This window comes from Pseudomonas sp. GL-B-12, assembly GCF_019955895.1.
Taxonomy (GTDB): Bacteria; Pseudomonadota; Gammaproteobacteria; order Pseudomonadales; family Pseudomonadaceae; genus Aquipseudomonas.
The window spans coordinates 12443-31590 of sequence record NZ_JAHBCX010000041.1; the positions used below are offsets into that span (position 1 = coordinate 12443).

The following is a 19148-nucleotide window of genomic DNA, read 5'->3' on the forward strand; positions in this document are numbered from 1 at the left end:
AGGCTGGCGTGTGGGCAACTGACCGGAGATTGACCCCATGAGACCCTTTTGGCTGGACCAGGCCTTGAAGGCTGATGCATCCGAAACCTGTCCGCCACTGCAAGGCGACAGCCGCGCCGACGTGTGTATCGTCGGTGGTGGTTACACCGGGTTGTGGACCGCGATCATGCTCAAGGAACAGAACCCCGAGCTGGACGTGTTGCTGATCGAAGCGGACATCTGCGGTGCCGGGGCCAGTGGACGCAACGGCGGTTGTGCGTTGTCGTGGTCGGCCAAGTATTTCACCCTTGAGCGTTTGTTCGGCGTCGAAGAAGCCGTGCGCCTGGTCAAGGAGTCCGAGCGCAGCATTCACGCCATCGGCGCCTTCTGCGAACAGTATGCGGTGGACGCCGATTACCGCCTCGATGGCACGCTCTACACCGCTACCAATCGTGCGCAATGCGGCTCGACTGATGCGGTCATCGCCGCCCTGGAGCGCAACGGCATCAACTCGTTCACCCAGCGGCCAGTGGCCGATGTGCAGCGCATGGCCGGTTCCAGCAAGCACCTGGAGGGCTGGTTTTCCCCGGCGGCGGCCAGTGTGCAGCCGGGTAAACTGGTGCGTGGTCTGCGCCGGGTAGCCTTGCAACTGGGGGTGAAGATTCACGAAAACACCGCCATGACCGGGCTGGAAGAGGGCAGGCCGGCGGGCATTCAAACTCCCAGCGGCACCATTCGTGCCGACCGCGTGGTGCTGGCGATGAACGCCTGGATGGCCCGGGCGTTCCCGCAGTTCGAACGCAGCGTGGCGATCGTTTCCAGCGACATGCTGATCACCGAGCCTCGGCCGGACCTGCTCGACGAAATCGGCTTGACCAGCGGGGTCACGGTGCTCGATTCACGGATTTTCGTGCACTACTACCACAACACCCCGGACGGCCGGATCATGCTTGGCAAGGGCGGTAATACCTTCGCTTATGGTGGACGCATGCTGCCGGTGTTCGACCAGCCTTCGCCTTACGCCGGATTGTTGCAGAACAGCCTGGCGGACTTCTTCCCGGCGTTTGCCGACGTCAAGGTCGAGGCGACCTGGAATGGTCCGTCGGACCGTTCGGTGACCGGGTTGCCGTTTTTCGGGCAGATGAGCGCCAGTGGCAATGTGTTTTACGGTTTTGGCTACTCCGGCAGCGGAGTCGGGCCCTGCCATATGGGCGGGCAGATTCTGGCGTCGATGGTCCTGGGCCTGGACAACCCCTGGACCCGTTCGCCGCTGGTCAACGGACCGTTAGGCTTTTTCCCGCCGGAGCCGATTCGCTACATCGGCTCGCTGATGGTACGCAACGCCATCCGCCGCAAAGAGCGCGCGGAGGATCACGGGCGTCGGCCACGGCACCTGGACGTGCGCCTGGCGAAGTTCGCCGCCGCGGCCGGCAAGGCCGACAAGGGCTGAGGATCAGGGCGCAAGGTCCGAGCGGCTGAGCAGCCAGTCGAACAGCAGGCGGGTATCGCCATGGGGTTCATGCGGACGAGGGTGGCGATGTTGTGGCTGGGGGCCCATGGCCGTACAGAGCACTGGGCGGTCCGGGTCACTGTCGAGGAAAATCACCAGTACCTCGCTGCCAGCCACGGGCAAGCGGGCCGGATCGATCCAGTCCTCGGCGGTGGTCAGCGCCAGCGGCAACCACAGGCCGGTGGACGCCTCTGCGGTTGATTGTGTGGCAGGCCAGAGGTGCACCTGAACCCGGCCATCCTCATCCACCGTTGCCGGTTGCCCGACCGGGCCGCACACCTGGCCGGGCTGATACCCGGGGATACTCGGCCTGGGTTGTTTGAGCGCGGGCCGGAACACCGTCGACCAGGGGATGGCGCTGAATTGATTGCGGTAACCCGGGGCCGTGCCCGCTGTGTCGTCGAGCAGAATGGACGACTGACGCCCCTGATGGCGGATTTCGGTGACCAGCCATTGATCATTGAAATTCGCCAGCGGATGCTCGGCTACCTGAACGATCCGGCCGCTACGTAGTGCACCCTGGTTACTTTGACCGTGGATCTGCAGGTGTCGGCAGCGCAGGCGTTCCAGTTGTCGACGGCTGAGCTGGTCGCGACGTTGTTGCTCGCGAGCGCAAAGGTGCCTTGCAGTGGCGAACGAGTGATTGGCTGCGCCTTCGCTGATGTCCGCTGCACCCGGATTCCTGGCGCCTGGGCGCACAGGGGAGAGCGGAGCATCATGGCGCTGGAACAGTTCGCTGATCACAGGTTCGAGATGTTCGTCGAGGGCATCGCTGCGCATCGGCATGAGCAGCGGTTCCTGGGGAAAACTCAGGCTGTCATCGGCCAGCACCAGCACATGGCCGTCGCGTTGATGCTCGAAGTGATAATGGATGCCTTCCTCCTCGCACAGTCGTTGCAGCAACGCCAGATCGGTTTCTTCGTACTGAATGCAAAAAGGGCGCAGGGGATAGTGCCCGGTTGCCAGTTCAAAGCGATAGCTGCCGACAGGCAACCCATGTTCCTCCAGCAACTGGCGCAGGATCATGGGCACGCTGGCACGCTGGAAAATACGTCGGCATCGTTGCTGTTCCAGTGCCTGGACACGGGGTACCAGCGCCAGTTTGTAAGCGACCCGGTATCCACTTCGATGTTCACAACTGGCGCTGTGCAGCACGCCATGAATGCCTTGGTCGTGGCCGAAGTCGAGGAACGCCGGTTGGCGCAGCAATCGCTCAAGGTTCAGGGCCGGTGCCAGCCCGATAACTTCGATGTCGAATCGATAGGGCTGGTTGAGTGCTTCATGACCACTGAACCGGACCACCTGGAAACTCAGGTCGTCGTCGAGAAGCGTCAGGGTGGTGGGACTTTCCTTGTCGTTGTGCATCGAACACGCTGCCGCCGTGAAGTAGGGTGCAAAGCGTACGAAACCCCAGCGCATTGCGGGCACGGCAAAGCGACATTTCCGAATCGCCCTACAACCGCTGGTGAAGATGTCGATGCAAGTCGGGATTTTTTGGTCGATTGCCAACTTTAGGCCGTATAAACTTGTGCAAAGCGTCGGCCAATAGATGTCTCGGCGCCACAGATGCCACAGATAAGAGAGTGAGAAATGGGCGCACAGTGGAAGGTTAAACACAAAGAAGCGGCAGCCAATGCCAAGGGCAAGATCTTCGGCAAACTGGTGAAAGAAATCACCATTGCTGCGCGCAACGGCGCTGATATTGCTACCAACGCACACTTGCGCCTGGTGGTTGAACAGGCCAAGAAAGCTTCGATGCCCAAGGAAACACTGGATCGCGCCATCAAGAAGGGCGCGGGCTTGTTGGGTGAGACCGTGCAATACCATCGCGTGACGTATGAAGGGTTCGCCCCGCATCAGGTGCCGTTGATCGTTGAATGTGTGACCGACAACATCAACCGTACCGTTGCCGAGATCCGCGTGGCGTTCCGCAAGGGCCAGTTGGGGGCTTCCGGTTCGGTGGCCTGGGACTTCAACCATGTCGGCATGATCGAAGCGTCGCCGGACTCCCCGGATGCCGACCCGGAAATGGCCGCCATCGAAGCCGGTGCACAGGATTTCGAACCGGGTGAGGAGGGTGCGACCCTGTTCCTGACCGAGCCGACCGACCTCGACGCGGTACAGAAAGCCCTGCCGGAACAAGGCTTCACCGTGCTGTCGGCCAAACTGGGCTACCAGCCGAAAAACCCGGTCAGCGGCCTGAGCGATGAGCAGATGGCGGAAGTCGAAGCGTTCCTCGAAGGCCTCGATAACCATGACGACGTGCAGGACATGTTTGTCGGCTTGGCGGGTTGATCGAACTGGCCTGGATCTGACTTGTGGCGAGGGGGCTTGCCCCCGATGGACGGCGAAGCCGTCCCAAAAGCGACGGCTGCTGCGCAACCGAACGGGGCGATTCGGCGTTCCGACAAGCCCCCTCGCCACATTGTTTTGTATTTACAATTTGAACTCAGCCAATTCCTGAACAACTTCATCAAACCCCGGCCGCTCCAGCACGTGCGGCTGACAGCAACGCCGCTCCAAATCTTCCAGCACCCCACGCAGTTCATGGCTCAACCCCGAATCAACCCGCTCCAGCAGTTCGCCTAGCAACACCCCGAACGCCCGCACCTCGATCCGCTGCAAGGCACGGCTTTCAAGGCTGTCGGAAATCCCGTGGAACGACGCCGCGCCAAAGTCCCCTAGCAAGCAATCACCCTGCTCATTCCACAGAATATTGTGCCCATAGAGATCGCCGTGGGTGATGCCATGGCTGTGCAGGTGCTCGGCCACCGAGGCAATGCCCGAGGCAATGCGTAGCGCCACCGCCGCACTGAAATGCAAGCCATCGGCATAAATGTCGCGGCTGCACGACGCCAGGCTCGGCAGGCTGGCGAGGTTGAGAAAACTAGGCGGAATCAACTGCATGACCAGCCCCGCCGTTTGTTGCGGGTGATCAACAATCCGCCCTTCGACGCGAATCAGGTTCGGGTGCAGGCCAGCGGTGATACACGCGTTCATCTCGTGCAGGGGCGAGCCATCGCTGGTCATTTCGCCCTTGTAGAGCTTCACTGCAACAGCCATGGGCGGCTGGTCAGCCGGTTGCCAGACGGCCTGATGAATCACCCCGGACGCCCCTTCGCCGAGTTTTTTCTCCAGGTGCAATGCCGGCCAGTCAATGCGCGGTGTGGCGTCGAGGGCGGCGGCATCGGCTTCGGTTTCCAGTGGGTTACCGGCGTACGCTAGCCAGGTAAGGCTCGGCAATTCCAGCAACCATTGCGGCAACCCGGTCAACTGGTTGGCGGCGATGCGGATCAGCTCCAGCCGATGACAATTGCGCATCGACTCCGGCAACGCCTGCAGGCGGTTACCGGCAAGCATGAGCTTTTGCAGGTATGGCCGCTCTCCCAACTCGCTCGGCAGCGTCTCGATGCAATTGTCGGTCAGGATCAGCCAGCGCAGCAGCGGTGGGAGTGCCGCAGCGGGCACGTGAGTGATGCGATTGGCCTTGAAGCCGATCATCGTCAGTGCGGCGCATTGGCCAACACAGGCCGGCAATTCGGTGAAACGGTTGTCGGAGCAGAACAGCACGCGCAAACGGGTCAGGCGATGCAAGTCCTCGGGCAGGGCGCTCAAGGCATTGCCGCTGAGATTGAGCACTTCCAGCGAGTCCGCCAGATCGAAAATCTCCCGAGGGAATTCGGTGAGGTTGTCGACCAGATCCAGCCGCGTGATGCCCGACAACTCGCCGGCACGCAATTGAGCAAGGGTATGCATGAACAGATTCGCTATTGATCAAGGAAAAGGCGCGTGGCCCCGGAAATGCGCGACATGATAGCGGCAAAGACGGCTGATCTGTCAGGCCGTGCAGTCGACAAACATCGATCAGGCCGGTTCGCTGACTTCGACCAGTTGCCCCAATCGACTGCGAGTGCGCGCCAGATCAATGGCATCGCCGTCCAGGCTTTCGCGCAGGGCGTGCTGCCCGAGCAGCGTCAGGTGCTTGTCCTGGTCGTACAGCACGTCGATGAGGTTGATGAACCGCTGTTGGGCGGCAATCGAACATTCACCGAGCGGCGGCAGGTCATCGATGATCCAGCTGTCAAAATGGCGGCACAGCTCCAGGTAATCCATCACGGCCGTGGGTTGGTCGCACAGGTCGGCGAAGGTAAAGCCGATGCGGCGTCCTTCGCAGAAACGGGCCTGGAAATGCCGGGTGCCGACGGGCAACGACATGACTGGGGTATCGCGATCCGGCAGGTTCAATGACTGACGCTGCGCCACGCTCGCCGGCCAGACGTAGTGACCTTGAGTGAACAACTGCTGTGCATGGGTCCGGGCCTGGCTTCGATAGTCGTGGGGCCCGCCGACTTCCATCACCTGCATGCGCGCATTGATCAGGTCGATCACCGGTTTGAAGCGTGCGTGGTACAGCGGATTGGGCAGCAGGCCTTCGGGCGGGTAATTGGAGGTGACCAGCAACAGGATGCCGCGCTGAAACAGTGCCTTGAACAACCGGGTGATGAGCATCGCATCGCCGATGTCGTGCACATGGAACTCGTCGAAACACAGTACCCGGCAATCGCTGAGCAGTTCATCGAGGGTGATCGCCAGGGCGTCGGCCTGTTCGCGGTGCTTGAACATGCCCTGGTGCAGTTGGGCGAAAAACTGATGGAAGTGCAGGCGTTGTTTTTGCGCGAGGGGAATGGCCCGGAAAAACCCGTCGAGCAGCCAGCTTTTGCCGCGCCCCACGGCACCATGCAGGTAAAGGCCGGGAAGCGGTTCCGGCAAAGCACCCATCAGCATGCAGGCATGCCGGGCCATGCAGTCGATCACCCGCTGTTGGCTGTGACTGAGGGTGTAGCCCCGGGCATGGGCCTGATGGCGAAAGTAGTCGTGGATGACTTGGCCAGCCGCGCCGCTGCCCGCTGCCGGTGCCTTGCCGAGAAGGCGACGCAACGTTTGCCAGCGTGATTTGATTGGCGAACGGTTGGGCGGTCGAACGGCCACTGGGATATCACCTATGGTGTGCGGGCAGGCTCTCCGAGCTGCGGCGGCATAGTGTAACCAGAGCAGGGAATTTGCTTCCAGCTGTGTCGGCATATACTGGGCTAACGTCACTGGGTTCTAAAGGAACACCGCGAAACCTGTGGGAGCTCGCGGATTTTGCGTACACCCACTATCCCTGTGGGAGCGGCGGTGCGGCGATTCGACTTGCCCGCGAAAGCGTCAGGTCAGTCAATATCTATGTGAATGACGCACCGTATTCGCGAGCAACCCTGCTCCCACAAGGTTATGCCAATGTCCAGACCACTGCGCCTGGCCAGTGACCTAGCGCTCGATACTGCGGTTCCAACGTGCACTCCATGCCGGACGTTGTTCGTTGACCTGATCCCAATCCACGGCAATCGCCGTATTAAGGTACTGTTTCATGGCTTCGACCTGACCATGGGTTCGCTCGGTGGTCGGGGTGTTGGGGTTGGACGGAATCTGGTCGCCATCCTCGAGTGCGACGGCCTGGGCTTCGGGGGTCAGCAAGAAGGCGGCAAGTTTTTGCGCCAGCTCCGGTTGCGTGTTGTTGGCGATTGCGCATTCGGCGACGTTGAGCACCACGGCGCCTTCCTTCGGCTGTGCGTATTCCACTGGCATGCCCTTGAGCTTCAGAGCCGTCACTTGGGTCGGCGTCAACGGGAACAGCGCCGCTTCGTCGGTCTGAAGCATTTCGGAGATCTTCGCCGAGCTCGGAATGTATTCCAGTACGTTACGCCCGACGGTGTTCGGCCAGGCCTTGAAACCAGGGTCGACATTGGTTTCAGTGCCACCCTGGATCCGGTTGAACATCAGGAAGCCGTGCAAGCCGAACGTCGAAGAGGCCATCGACTGGAACACCAGTTTGTCCTTGAAACGCGGGTCGGCCATGTCCATCCAGGAGGTCGGCGCGCTCCAGCCTTTTTCTTTGAACAACCGGGTGTTGTATGCCAGCCCGGTGACCCCCAGGCTGACCGCCACGGCCTGGTCCTTGATCCGTCCCTTGGCCGGAATCTGTTCCAGCGTCGGGCTGTCTTCGAGTTTGTCGCACAGGCCCATGGAGATCGCGCGGTACATGATGCCGTCGTCGAGGAACATCACGTGCATCTGCGGGTTGCCCTTGCTGGCCTGGACCTTGGCCAGGATATCGGCTGAGGTGCCCGGCACGATCACCACTTTGACGTTGTTGGCCTTCTCGAAAGCCGGCAGCACCTTGTCGGCATAGAGCCGCTCCATGGTCCCGCCGTTCATGCCCAGATAAAGTGTCGGCTCGGCCTGGGCCTGAGTGACCGTGAGCAGGGCGCCCACGCAAGAAAAACTTAGCCAAGAGAAACCGAGCAGTGCACTGCGTTTGACATTATTCATTGGCGCGACCTTCCTCTATCAAGCTACGGAGATGGAGTGAAACCGGGTGATGGAAAACGCATCCAGCGACGTTTTTGACGCGCCGCTACAGATGATTTCGGTGAGCGCCTGGCCCACCGCGGGACCGATCTGGAAACCGGCGCCGGCAAAGCCGAACGCGTGCAACATACCGGGTTGGGTGCCACTGTGGCCGATCACCGGTTGGCGATCGGGCAGATAACCTTCGGTGCCGCTCCAGGTACGAATCGCCTGGGCACCTTCCAGAAACGGGTAGAGCTCGACGGCCTGGCGGAGTATTTCCAGCACTGCGCCTTGACCGGGGCGGGCGCGGGCCTCGTCGAGGGCAAAGCCCTGGCCGCCGCCCAGTACGCAATTTCCCCGGGTAACCTGACGGGCATAAATGCCTCCGCCCTCGACGCCGGTGCTGGCATCCATCACCAGCGGCAACGGTTCGGTGACCAGCATCGCCGGGTGACCTGAATGCATCGGCACCGGTTCGCCGAACTGCGTGGCCAGGCTGCCGGCCCAGGCCCCGGCGCAGTTCAACAGCCAGGGTGCACGCCATTCCAGGCCAGTTTGAGTACGCACACGAAATCGTTGTCCGTCATGTTCTACAGCGCTCACCGCGCATTGTTCGTAAACCTGCGCGCTCTGTTGCCGCGCCGCCCGAGCGAACGCCGGAGACACCAGGCGCGGGTTGGCGTGACCATCGTCCGGGCAATAGGACGCGCCTGCCGCCACGTCTCCGACCCACGGAAAACGCGCGCGCAATTCGGTTCGGTCGAGCACTTGCAGATCGAGACCGAACCCCCGACTGCTATCGGCGTAGTCCTGCAGGGCTTGCAGATCGTTGAGGCTGCGGGCCAGTTTCAGGTGACCGCTACGCTGGTATTCGCCGTCGATGCCGATCAGTTGTGGCAACTGCGCCCAGATTTCGTGGGCCTTTTGCGACAGCGGCAATTGCGCCAGGGGACGACCCTGACGCCGCACGCCGCCGTAGTTCACGCCGCTGGAATGTGAGCCGCAAAAATCCCGCTCCAACAGCGCCACGCGCCGGCCGGCCCGACTGAGAAACAGGGCGGCGCTTGCACCGACAATGCCACCGCCAATGATGACTGCATCGACTTCGTTCAAAGCTCGATCTCCAGGCCAAACGGCAGCGGTTTGATCGGTGCCTGGGCGCGCAACCGGCCGATATCGGACACGGCGCGCTGGCTCTGGCAGGCAATGATTTCTGCTGCTGCGGCACCGCACATCCGACCCTGGCAACGCCCCATGCCGACACGACAATGAGCCTTTACCCGGTTGATTTCCCAATGACCTTCGCGCACCACGTCGCGAATATCCCCGGCGCGTACTTCTTCACAGCGACAGACCATCACGTCATCGGCGATACCCGCGGCCCAGTTGTCGGGAAATGTAAAGGCGCGTTCGAGACCCTGGCGAAATTCGCCAATGCGTTCCAGGCGGTGTTCCAGTTGCGCAGGGCGCTGTGCTGGAATCAGATGACCCATGTCTTCGAGCAGTGCCAAAGCGGCGAGCTCCCCGGCCATTTCCGCCGCGTCCGCACCCATGATGCCGGCGCCGTCGCCCGCCAGATAAACCTCGGCGACACTGCTGCGGCCCGCGCGGTCACGCTGGGGTAACCAGGCGCGATTGAGCGGGTTCCAGGCGAATTCACAGCCGAGCAGATCGGCCAGTTGGGTTTCACTGCGCAGGCCGTGAGCGAAGGCCACGGCGTCACAGTCGAGTGAGTGGTTGCCCTTGGCATTGGACCAGCGCAGCGATTGCACACGTTGCTCGCCGTTGATGGCTGTCAGGGTCGCGCCTTGATGCACAGGGATGCCGCGCGCGGTCAGCCAGCCGCGGTAATAAACGCCTTTGGCCAACGTAGACGGTTGCGCCAGCAGGCCGGGCAGGGCTCGGGCCTGTGCGCTGAAGGGTGAGCTGTCGAGCACCGCGACCACGTTGGCCCCAGCCTTGGCGTATTGATAGGCGACCAGGTACAGCAGCGGGCCGCTGCCGGCGAACACCACGCGTTCGCCGATGGCGCAGCCCTGAAACTTCAAGGCGATTTGCGCCGCGCCGAGGCTGTAGACCCCCGGCAATGTCCAGCCCGGTACGGGCAGAATCCGGTCGGTGGCGCCGGTGGCGACGATCACCCGGGAGAACTCCAAACGTGCTGCGCGGCCGTTCTGCAAGGTGTCGAGGGCGCCGTCTTCGGCATTCCACACCAGGGTTTCGGGGCGGTAATCGATTTGTTCGCGCAGTGCGTCAATCGTCTGATGCAGCGCATTGGCTTTGCCTGCTTCAAAGCCATACAGCTTGACCGGCGATCGTTTGAAGTTGGCCGGTTGACGCCGATAAATCTGCCCGCCGCCGCGTGCGGCTTCGTCCAGCAGCACCGGACGCACGCCATGGGCAACCAGCGTTTGTGCCGCACGAATGCCCGCCGGACCGGCGCCGACGATGATTACGGATTTCATGCGCACCTCATCGGTTGAATTTTGTCGGGAGCAGATTTGTCTGGGCAGCTTGTGGGGCATGTAAGGGCCCCTTCGCGAGCAAGCCCGCTCCCACAGGGGAGCTGAGTTTTACAGGTGAAATTCGTGTTCATGCCAAACGTCCCGGTTCGCGGCAGACCTGCTGCCCGGCTTCGAGCAGCGTCGAGCAGGCACGCACCCGGCGGCCATCGCCCAGTTGCACCCAGCAATCCTGACAGGCCCCCATCAGGCAGAAGCCAGCGCGGGGTTCGGCGCTGAAGTCGCTGCCGCGCAGGTGTTCGCTGCAAGTCAGCACGGCGGTCAGCACGGTATCGCCGAGCAAACCACTGGCGGGATGGCCGTCGAGGGTAAAGTCCAGGGCCGGGCGGTCAGCTTCGGCCAGTCGTTTCAGCAGAGCCATGGCGCCCTCATTGTTTACCCACCAGAACCCGATCCAGGCCGTAGACCCGATCAAGCAGAATCATCGTCAGCGCGGTCAGCGCAATCACCAGTGCCGACACCGCCGCCATCATCGGATCGATGGATTCAGTGGCGTACACGTACATGCGCACCGGCAGGGTTTGTGTGGCCGGCGAGGTGACGAAAATCGACAGTGTGACTTCGTCGAAACTGTTGATGAACGCCAGCAACCAGCCACCGGCCACCCCCGGCAGAATCATCGGCAGGGTGATCTGGCGGAACAGCGTGAAGCGCCCGGCACCCAAGGATTGCGCGGCGTATTCGGCGCTGCGATCCAGGCCAATGGCCGAGGCCAGCACCAGACGCAGCACATACGGTGTAATCACCAGCACGTGGGCGAAGATCAGCCAGACGAAGCTGCCATTGACACCCAGCAACGCAAACAGGCGCAGCAACGCCACACCGAGTACCAGGTGCGGAATGATGATCGGCGACAGAAACAGGCCGTTGAGGAAGTCTCGACCGGGAAACTCGAATCTGGTGATCGCCAGCGCGGCGGGCACCGCAATCAGCGTCGCCAGGGTGGCGGCACTGAACGCCAGGATCAGGCTGTTGTAGAACGCATCGACAAAATCGGCACGCTCGAACACCGCGCGAAACCAGCGTAGAGAGAACTCCGTGGTCGGCAGGCTCAGGGTGTTTTCCGGGGTGAAGGCCACGAGGCAAACCACCACCAGCGGCGCCATCATGAACAACACCACCAGGGTATGAAACAGCAGGGCGAAAGGACCGTTCCTGGACATGACGAATTATCCCAATGACTTCTTGTAGCGGCCTTCGATCATGCGATTCCACGACAGCATGATCAGCAGGTTGATGAGCAGCAGAGCCACGGCAATAGTCGCGCCCATGGGCCAATTGAGATCCGACAGGTACTGGTCGTAGATCAGCGTGGCAACCATCTTCAGCCGACGACCGCCGAGCAGGCCGGGGATCGCGAAAGAGCTGGCGGCCAGGCCAAACACGATCAATGTGCCGGACAACACACCGGGCATGACCTGTGGCAGCACGACCTGGCGAATCACCGTGAAGTGACTGGCGCCCAGCGACTGCGCGGCTTGTTCGGCGGCGGGGTCGAGTTTCTGCAGCGAGGTCCAGACCGGAATGATCATGAACGGCAGCATCACGTGCACCAGCGCAATTACCACCGCGAACGGCGTGTAGAGCAGCTTCATCGGCGAGCCGCCGAGGGCTTGCAGGGTCTGGTTGACCAGGCCGTCGGTGCCGAGCAACAGGCTCCAGCCGAAGGCGCGTACCACCACCGAAATCAGCAGCGGGGTGAGGATCAGAATCAGGAAAATCGAGCGCCAGGGTGTGCCCATGCGGCTGAGGATGTAGGCCTCGGGCACCCCGATCAGCACGCAGAGAAAAGTGGTCAGGGCGCTGATCCACAAGGTGCGCAGAAAGATCTCGTAGAAATACGGATCGCCCAGCAGGCTGCTGTAGTGCTCGACGGTGTAGGCGTCGCCGTTGATCCCCGAGCTGTAGTCGAAGACGTTGAATGACAGCACCAGGGTCAATCCCAGCGGGATGATCAGCAAACTGAGGTACAAGGCCAGGGCCGGTGCGGACAGCCAATACCCTTGGCGGGTGGCGGTGAGCGTACTCATGCTGGCACCTCGTCGACACTCAGCACTCGCAGCAGCGCCGCGTCCCAGTCCAGACCGACTGCAGTGCCTTCGTTCAAGGGTGCAGAGCCATCGTTGCGGCGCACCACGCAGAGTTCGCCCAAGCCTGTCCCGACGCCGTACAGCCATTGGCTGCCGAGGAAAAACCGACTGACGATCTTGCCTTGCAAACGACCGTGGCCAGCATCGCGCAGATCGATTTTTTCCGGCCGCAGGCTCAAGGTCAGATCGCCTTTGCCAACACTGCACACCTGAATCACACCGGCACCATTGCGCTCGCCGGGCAGCAGATTGGCCTTGCCGACGAATCCGGAAATGAACTCGGTGCGCGGGTGTTCGTAGAGGGTGTAGGGCGCGTCGATCTGGGTGATGCGTCCAGCCTGCATCACTACGACACGGTCGCTGATGGACAGCGCTTCCGACTGGTCGTGGGTGACCATCAGCGTGGTGATTGCAACTTCGCGCTGGATGCGGCGGATCTCGAATTGCATCTCTTCGCGCAGATTGGCGTCGAGGTTGGACAGTGGTTCATCCAGCAACAGCACCGGCGGCTGAATCACCAGGGCGCGTGCCAGGGCGACGCGCTGGCGCTGGCCACCGGAAAGCTCCCGCGGGTAGCGCTCGGCGTGCTGGTTCAGGCGCACCAGTTTCAATACCCGGTCGACCCGTTGCTGGATATCGGCGTTCGGCACCTTGCGCATGCGCAGGCCAAAGGCGACGTTGTCCTTGACGGTCATGTGCGGGAACAGCGCGTAGCTCTGGAAGACCACCCCCAAACCGCGGCTGGCGGGTTTGGCGTGGGTGATGTCGCGGCCATCGAGCACGATGCGCCCGCTGGTGACTTCGACGAAGCCGGCAATCATTTGCAGGGTGGTGGTCTTGCCGCACCCCGAGGGGCCGAGCAAGGACACGAATTCACCTTTCTCGACCGAGAGGTCGGTGGCGACGACGGCGTCGATTTCGCCGTAGCGTTTGCAGAGTTTTTCAAGTTGCACAAAAGCCATGACTGCGCTCCACCTGAGATTGTTATGCGTCACCCAAAGGCGCGCTTTTTTGTATGGGCAGATACGAAAAGATGTTGCCGGGGTGCGTGGCGCTCGACTTGAGTCGGCTGCCGCTGTTGTTCGAATCGCCCCTGTCTGGACGCAGAGTAGGACGAAGACTAGGATGGGCTCAATGGCCTATTTCACTGAGGCGATGACTATTTTGAGTTTTATTCGGTCAGTAAATTAATAATCGGAAAACAAGATGCCAGATTCCATTGAGCGGAATGAAAACAAAAATGAAGTCGGTGTCGGCGCCGTCTCAAGATTGTTTGCGGTACTGCGAACACTGGGGGATACCGTCGAGGGCGGCGAGCGGGTGACGCAACTGGCGCAGCGCATCGGTTTATCGCAACCGACCACGCACCGGTTGCTGCGCAGCCTGATGGACGAGGGCATGGTCGAGCAGGATGCGCGCAGTAAACGCTATCGCCTGAGCCTGGATTTTTTCGCTCTGGCGGCTCGTGCGGGCAACACCGGAAACCTGCGCGAATTGGCACGGCCGGCGCTCCTGAGGCTCTCGGCGTCGCTGGGTGATTCGTTGTTTTTGCTGGCGCGCTGCGGCTTTGATGCGATCTGCCTGGACCGCAGCGAAGGGCCGTTCCCGATCCGCACCTTTACCGGGGATATCGGCGGGCGTGTGGCGCTTGGCGTGGGTCAGGGCAGCCTGGCGATTCTGGCGTTCCTGCCGGAGGAGGAGCGCAACACCGTCATCCATTACAACTTGCCGCGCCTGAAAGACTTCCACCTGTATGACGAGGTGTTCCTGCGCTCGGAAGTCGAAAACGTGCGCGCCCTGGGTTACGCCGGGCGCAATACCGGCGTGCTGCAGGGCATGGCCGGGGTGGCCGTGCCGATTCTCGATCGTGAAGGTCGCGCGGTGGCGGCGTTGAGTGTGGCGACCGTGAGTGACCGATTGGGACCGGATCGCCTGCCGACGGTGGTGGACATGCTCAAGCGCGAAGCGGCGCTGATCGGGCCGCGGATCAATCCGTTCGACCCGCTACTGCGCCGGCCTTCGCAGGTGTTCGGGCAAGGGTAAGTTTTGCCCGCTCCCACATTTGATTGGTGTCACCATCAATACTGTACGGTTTTGCTGAGCATCCGCGCCGCTGGCGTATCCGCCGGGCTGACCATCGCATAGTTGTAGCCACTTCCCGACCAGTACTCGGCCTGCAACTCGCCATCACTGCGACTGCCCCTGGGCAGCAGAAAGTTTTTCGGCCCTGGCGGGCGCACATAGAAACTGATTTTCTGCCCGCTCTGATCCTCGTAGACCACCATTGCCGCAGGGCCTTGCTCGGTACTCAGTAAACGCCCGCTGGCCGGCTTGAACCCGGCACCCGAGAGGTCGGGCAGGCGATTGGCCTGGGTGAAGTAGCGGTCGAGCCAACCCTGCATGTCGCCGTCGTCGCTTGCCTTGTAATCCGCCGGTAGGAGGCCTTGCTGGGCAATCAGGCGATAGGCCTGCAGGGCATCGGTCATTGGCAGCTGGGGATTCGCGAGCGTCATCTCCCGCGCTTGCCAACCGCTGAAACCGCCGATGCTGACGGCGATGAGCAACACCGCGGCACTGGCCAGGTGTCGACGGGATTGGCGTTTGAGGCGCTGGCGTATCACCGCCGGATCAAGGTCCGGGTTCGAGGGTTGTTGCAAGGCACCACTCAGGGCTGCGCGTAGTGTCTGGGCATCCTGCTGCCAGGCGCGCACTTGCGCGGCCATCTCCGGGTTACCGGCCAGAAAAGTCTCCACCAGGCGTCGGTCGGCGTCGCTCAGTTGGTGGTCGACGTAGGCGTGCAGGTCTCGTTCGCTGGGGGGCATGCTGATCATTTGAGTCTCCGCAGGGAAGGGCGGTTGATTTCGCCCTCGCTGAGTTGGCGCAGGGCCTGGCGAGCCCGGGACAGGCGGGACATCACGGTGCCGGTGGGTACGTCGAGAATCTCGGCGACCTCTTTGTAACTCAAGCCTTCCACCGACACCCAGAGCAGCAGCGCGCGTTGCTCGGTGGGCAGTCGGTCGAAAGCGTTGAGGGTCGATTGTGCAATCACGGTGCGCTCCACCGAGGGCTGGGCATCGTCACGCCCGGTGAAGAATTCGAGCATGCGCGCATAGCGCCGGGAGCGGCGGTGCGCATCGAGAAACTGCCGATAGAGAATCGAGAACAGCCAGGCGCGCAAGTCGCCCTCGGTGCGTTTGCCGGCCCAACTCGACAGCGCCCGCTCCAGGCTCGCCTGCACCAGGTCGTCAGCGCTGCTGGTGTTGCGCGTCAACGACACGGCAAACCGCCGCAGTCCGGGAATGATTTCTCTGAGTTGTTCGTCGATATCGTTCATGAAGTTCTGGCTAGTCACTACGCTGGACTGTGGACCAGGAAGACGCCCGGCATTCGAGGTTATTCCACGTCAGAAAAAATAAAAACCGCGCGTGGGAATAAACCTGCGTGCGGTTCGTCTGCTTGATTCCTCTCATTTGTGGCCGATGGCCCTGGAGTCTTTCATGGTAGATCGATCATCACCGCCAACCCGGCCACCCTTGAGTGCGGCGAGCCTGACGTTGCGTCTGGCTGGCATTGCCGTGGTCGTTGCCGCCGTGGCTGGGGCGTTTGCCTACGTCAACGGCACCTTTGACCCACAGCGCCTGACCCCGAAGAAACTGATCAACGTGCTGGAAACCAACAACGGCGTGCACCCGGGATTCCGTCGCAACCATTCCAAAGGCGTGTGCGTGATCGGGCATTTCGAGAGCAGCGGTGAGGCGCGCAGCTATTCCACCGCTCAGGTGTTGAACGAAGCGCGGACACCGGTGGTCGGACGATTCGCCTTGCCCGCCGGCAACCCTTACGCGCCGGACAGTGCCGTGCCGATCCGCAGCTTGGCCTTGCGCTTCACCCAGGCCAACGGCCAGCAGTGGCGCACGGGGATGAACAGCATGCCGGTGTTCCCGGTGGGCACGCCCGAGGCGTTCTATCAACTGCAAAAAGCCCAGTCGCCAGACCCGGCCACCGGCAAACCGGACCCCAAGGCCGTGCCGGCGTTCTTTGGTTCACATCCCGAATCCGCACCGTTCCTGGCTTGGATCAAGACCGCCAAGCCGTCAGCCAGTTACGTCACGGAGACCTATAACAGCGTCAACGCGTTTTATCTGGTGAGCGCTACCGGACAACGCCAGGCCGTGCGCTGGAGCATGGTGCCGGTGGCTCAAGATGCTCCGGGGGCTGCGGCGCCGGAGGGGGGCGACTTTCTGGAGAAAGACCTGGTTCAGCGCATTGCCGCAGGGCCGTTGCGTTGGCAGTTGAACATCATCCTGGCCAATCCTGGCGATCTAGTGAACGATGCCAGCAAAGCCTGGCCTGAAGGGCGCAAAGTGTTGAACGCGGGCACGCTGGTGCTGGAAAAAACCCAGCCGCAACTCAATGGCGAATGCCGTGACATCAACTACGACCCGCTGGTATTGCCCGCCGGCATCGAAGGGTCCGACGACCCGTTGCTCGCCGCTCGCTCAGCCGGTTACGCCAATTCCTACCTGCGTCGCACCAGCGAAGTCAGCCAGTTGCCCGCCGCCAAACAGGAGGCCCAGCAATGAGCACTCAACCGAACCACTTCGCTCCATTGGCGCGACTGCTGCACTGGCTGATGGCGTTGATGATCATTGCCATGCTGTTTATTGGTGCCGGCATGGTTGCCTCGGTCTCCGAGCGGCATGAATGGCTGATTCATCTGCACAAACCCTTGGGCATTGCGATCTTGCTGCTGGTGATCGTGCGCCTGGTGGTGCGTTTCTCCACCACACAGCCACCTCTGCCGGCGGACATGCCGGGTGTGCAAGTACTCGCGGCCAAGGCCTCGCATGTCTTGTTGTATGCATTGATGCTGGTTTTGCCGCTGCTGGGCTGGGCGATGATTTCGGCCTCCGGCGAACCGGTGATGCTCAGCAGCTCGCTGCAATTACCGTCGATTGTGCCGGCGAACGCACAAGTGTTTGCGTTTTTGCGCAAGGCGCATGGGTATCTGGCGTACCTGCTGTTTCTGACCGTGTTGCTGCATTTGGCGGCCGCGTTGTTTCACGGCTGGGTGCGTCGCGATGAGGTGCTGGACAGCATGTTGCGGGGCAAGGATCGCGGCTAGTTGCAATGCAGAGAAAGATCGCAGCCTGCGGCAGGCGGCGATCTTTTGATCTTGAAGGGTGATCAGCGCAAGGTGTCGACCATATCTGCAAGCGTGGTCAACACATCCTTGCCCAGCTGTTTAGAACGCTTGCCCGACCAACCGGTTTCCGCGTTCGGATGGTCGTCGTGATCCTTGAACGGCATTTCCAAGGTCAGCGACAGGCAGTCGTACTTCTGACCCACACTGTTGCAGGCTAGCGTCATGTTGGCCTGGCCCGGTTCGTCGCGGGTGTAGCCGTACTTGGTCTGGAAGTCTTTGGTGGTGTGCTTCAGGTGGCTGCGGAAGTGCTCTTCAAGCTTTTCGATCCGTGGCGTGTAGCCTGGATTACCTTCGCAACCGGCGGTGAACACGTGAGGAATTTCCTCATCACCGTGAGCGTCGAGGAACATATCGACGCCGTACTTTTCCATCTGCTGCTGTACGAACAGGACTTCCGGGCTGGTCTCCTGGCTGGCGTTCTGCCAGGCGCGATTGAGGTCCTGGCCCATGGCGTTGGTGCGCAAGTGACCGTGGAAAGCACCGTCCGGATTCATGTTGGGCACCAGGTACAGGTCGGCGCTGGCCAGCAGTTTGTTCAGCACCGGGTCGTCGTGCTTTTCCAGGCGCTCGATCACGCCTTCCATGAACCACTCGGCCATGTGCTCGCCCGGATGTTGCTGGGCGATGATCCACACTTTGCGCTGGCCTTCGGCGCCGGTGCCTTTGCGCAGTAACTGGATGTCGCGACCTTCGACACTCTTGCCGGTGGCCAGCAGTTCGGTGCCGGCCTTGGTCAGCGCCTGCTCGATCAGCCAATCGTGGCGACCACGGCTGTAGGGTTCGAAGTAGGCGAACCAGGCATGGGTCTGCTCGGCTTCGAGGCTGAATCGCAGGCAGTCGCCTTCGAAAATGGTGGGTACGCGGAACCAGTTGACGTGATCGTAGGACGCCACCGCCTGATAGCCGGTCCAGGCCTTGTTATAGGAGGATTGGCTGGCATTGTTCAGGCGAAACCAGTGCTCCTGGCCGACATGCAGGCCACTGGCCTTGAAGTGGAACCATTGGAAATGGTTGCTTTTGGTATCGGGGCGGATCGCCAGCAGGGGCTTGAGCGGGTCGCTGACGTCGATCACCTGGATGTTGCCGCTGTCGAAGTTGGCACTGATGTCGAAAGAGGATTTAGCCACGGCCATAATCGGGTCCTGAATATGATTTTTATGGCGGCTACTTTACACGCAAGAGTGAGGTGAAACCGAGGGAAATTGCGGGGTGCAGAGGTGGGGGCGTCCTCCTTGACGCCGTCGCAGCTTAGAGACTGTGCGATTGATTCTCAAGTGCTATCTGTCGCTGGTTTCAACCCATGATGCCGGGCTTCTCTCGCCAACCGGCATTCTTTTGATATCATCCGCGCCATCGAATTTGCGGCACCCAAAGACTTCATTAGCCTGAAGCCAAAGCCAGAAAACTGGCAAAAAAAGACCCGGCAAAAAGCCGGGTCAAAAACCGTG

At 61.4% G+C, this 19148-nt stretch carries 18 protein-coding genes; 5 read left to right on the plus strand and 13 right to left on the minus strand.

What is annotated here, in order from left to right; genetic code table 11:
• The first annotated feature begins 37 nt into the window (after positions 1–37).
• Positions 38–1429 carry an FAD-dependent oxidoreductase gene (locus KGA85_RS21620; protein ID WP_223459950.1) on the plus strand — a complete coding sequence of 464 codons (1392 nt, stop codon included), beginning with the start codon at positions 38–40 and terminating at the stop codon, positions 1427–1429.
• A 3-nt stretch (positions 1430–1432) separates the two neighbouring features.
• Here the strand turns inward: KGA85_RS21620 and KGA85_RS21625 are convergent, their stop codons facing one another.
• Positions 1433–2854: a type VI secretion system Vgr family protein gene (locus KGA85_RS21625; protein WP_223459957.1), complete on the minus strand. Its 1422-nt coding sequence runs from the start codon at positions 2852–2854 to the stop codon at positions 1433–1435.
• A gap of 225 nt (positions 2855–3079) precedes the next feature.
• On the opposite strand from KGA85_RS21625, the gene KGA85_RS21630 reads away from it, so the two are divergent.
• Positions 3080–3784 carry a YebC/PmpR family DNA-binding transcriptional regulator gene (locus KGA85_RS21630; protein ID WP_223459948.1) on the plus strand — a complete coding sequence of 235 codons (705 nt, stop codon included), beginning with the start codon at positions 3080–3082 and terminating at the stop codon, positions 3782–3784.
• Positions 3785–3925: 141 nt separating this feature from the next.
• Here KGA85_RS21630 and KGA85_RS21635 read toward each other — a convergent pair whose 3' ends face one another.
• From KGA85_RS21635 to KGA85_RS21675, 9 genes are all read right to left on the minus strand, one after another.
• Positions 3926–5245: a leucine-rich repeat-containing protein kinase family protein gene (locus KGA85_RS21635; protein WP_223459947.1), complete on the minus strand. Its 1320-nt coding sequence runs from the start codon at positions 5243–5245 to the stop codon at positions 3926–3928.
• Positions 5246–5353: 108 nt separating this feature from the next.
• Entirely contained in the window at positions 5354–6478 is a 1125-nt protein-coding gene (zapE, locus tag KGA85_RS21640) for a cell division protein ZapE (protein ID WP_223459945.1), read from the minus strand.
• A 321-nt stretch (positions 6479–6799) separates the two neighbouring features.
• Positions 6800–7861: an ABC transporter substrate-binding protein gene (locus KGA85_RS21645; RefSeq protein ID WP_223459943.1), complete on the minus strand. Its 1062-nt coding sequence runs from the start codon at positions 7859–7861 to the stop codon at positions 6800–6802.
• Positions 7862–7879: 18 nt separating this feature from the next.
• Complete coding sequence (locus KGA85_RS21650; RefSeq protein WP_223459942.1) at positions 7880–8995, minus strand: NAD(P)/FAD-dependent oxidoreductase; 1116 nt, start codon at positions 8993–8995, stop codon at positions 7880–7882.
• Complete coding sequence (locus tag KGA85_RS21655; RefSeq protein WP_223459940.1) at positions 8992–10347, minus strand: NAD(P)/FAD-dependent oxidoreductase; 1356 nt, start codon at positions 10345–10347, stop codon at positions 8992–8994. The genes KGA85_RS21650 and KGA85_RS21655 overlap by 4 nt, the downstream gene beginning before the upstream one ends.
• A gap of 127 nt (positions 10348–10474) precedes the next feature.
• Entirely contained in the window at positions 10475–10765 is a 291-nt protein-coding gene (locus KGA85_RS21660) for a (2Fe-2S)-binding protein (RefSeq protein WP_223459938.1), read from the minus strand.
• A 7-nt stretch (positions 10766–10772) separates the two neighbouring features.
• Positions 10773–11567, minus strand: coding sequence for an ABC transporter permease (locus KGA85_RS21665; RefSeq protein ID WP_223459937.1), 795 nt, complete (start codon positions 11565–11567; stop codon positions 10773–10775).
• A gap of 6 nt (positions 11568–11573) precedes the next feature.
• Positions 11574–12434, minus strand: coding sequence for an ABC transporter permease (locus tag KGA85_RS21670; protein WP_223459935.1), 861 nt, complete (start codon positions 12432–12434; stop codon positions 11574–11576).
• Positions 12431–13456: an ABC transporter ATP-binding protein gene (locus KGA85_RS21675; protein ID WP_223459933.1), complete on the minus strand. Its 1026-nt coding sequence runs from the start codon at positions 13454–13456 to the stop codon at positions 12431–12433. Before KGA85_RS21675 ends, KGA85_RS21670 begins: the two co-directional genes overlap by 4 nt.
• A 244-nt stretch (positions 13457–13700) precedes the next feature.
• Between KGA85_RS21675 and KGA85_RS21680 the strand changes: the two genes are divergently transcribed.
• Positions 13701–14537, plus strand: a complete 837-nt coding sequence (locus tag KGA85_RS21680; RefSeq protein WP_223459931.1) for an IclR family transcriptional regulator — start codon at positions 13701–13703, stop codon at positions 14535–14537.
• Between the two features lie 35 nt (positions 14538–14572).
• Here KGA85_RS21680 and KGA85_RS21685 read toward each other — a convergent pair whose 3' ends face one another.
• Both KGA85_RS21685 and KGA85_RS21690 read right to left on the minus strand, forming a co-directional pair.
• Positions 14573–15325: an anti-sigma factor family protein gene (locus KGA85_RS21685; protein WP_223459930.1), complete on the minus strand. Its 753-nt coding sequence runs from the start codon at positions 15323–15325 to the stop codon at positions 14573–14575.
• Positions 15322–15828, minus strand: coding sequence for a sigma-70 family RNA polymerase sigma factor (locus tag KGA85_RS21690; protein ID WP_223459927.1), 507 nt, complete (start codon positions 15826–15828; stop codon positions 15322–15324). The genes KGA85_RS21685 and KGA85_RS21690 overlap by 4 nt, the downstream gene beginning before the upstream one ends.
• A 163-nt stretch (positions 15829–15991) precedes the next feature.
• Between KGA85_RS21690 and KGA85_RS21695 the strand changes: the two genes are divergently transcribed.
• Positions 15992–17077: a catalase family peroxidase gene (locus KGA85_RS21695; protein WP_223459926.1), complete on the plus strand. Its 1086-nt coding sequence runs from the start codon at positions 15992–15994 to the stop codon at positions 17075–17077.
• Positions 17074–17619 (plus strand): cytochrome b, encoded by a 546-nt coding sequence (locus tag KGA85_RS21700; RefSeq protein WP_223459924.1) that lies wholly within the window; start codon positions 17074–17076, stop codon positions 17617–17619. The genes KGA85_RS21695 and KGA85_RS21700 overlap by 4 nt, the downstream gene beginning before the upstream one ends.
• A gap of 62 nt (positions 17620–17681) precedes the next feature.
• On the opposite strand, the gene KGA85_RS21705 is transcribed toward KGA85_RS21700, so the two are convergent.
• Positions 17682–18833 (minus strand): M14-type cytosolic carboxypeptidase, encoded by a 1152-nt coding sequence (locus tag KGA85_RS21705; protein ID WP_223459922.1) that lies wholly within the window; start codon positions 18831–18833, stop codon positions 17682–17684.
• Positions 18834–19148 lie beyond the last annotated feature (315 nt).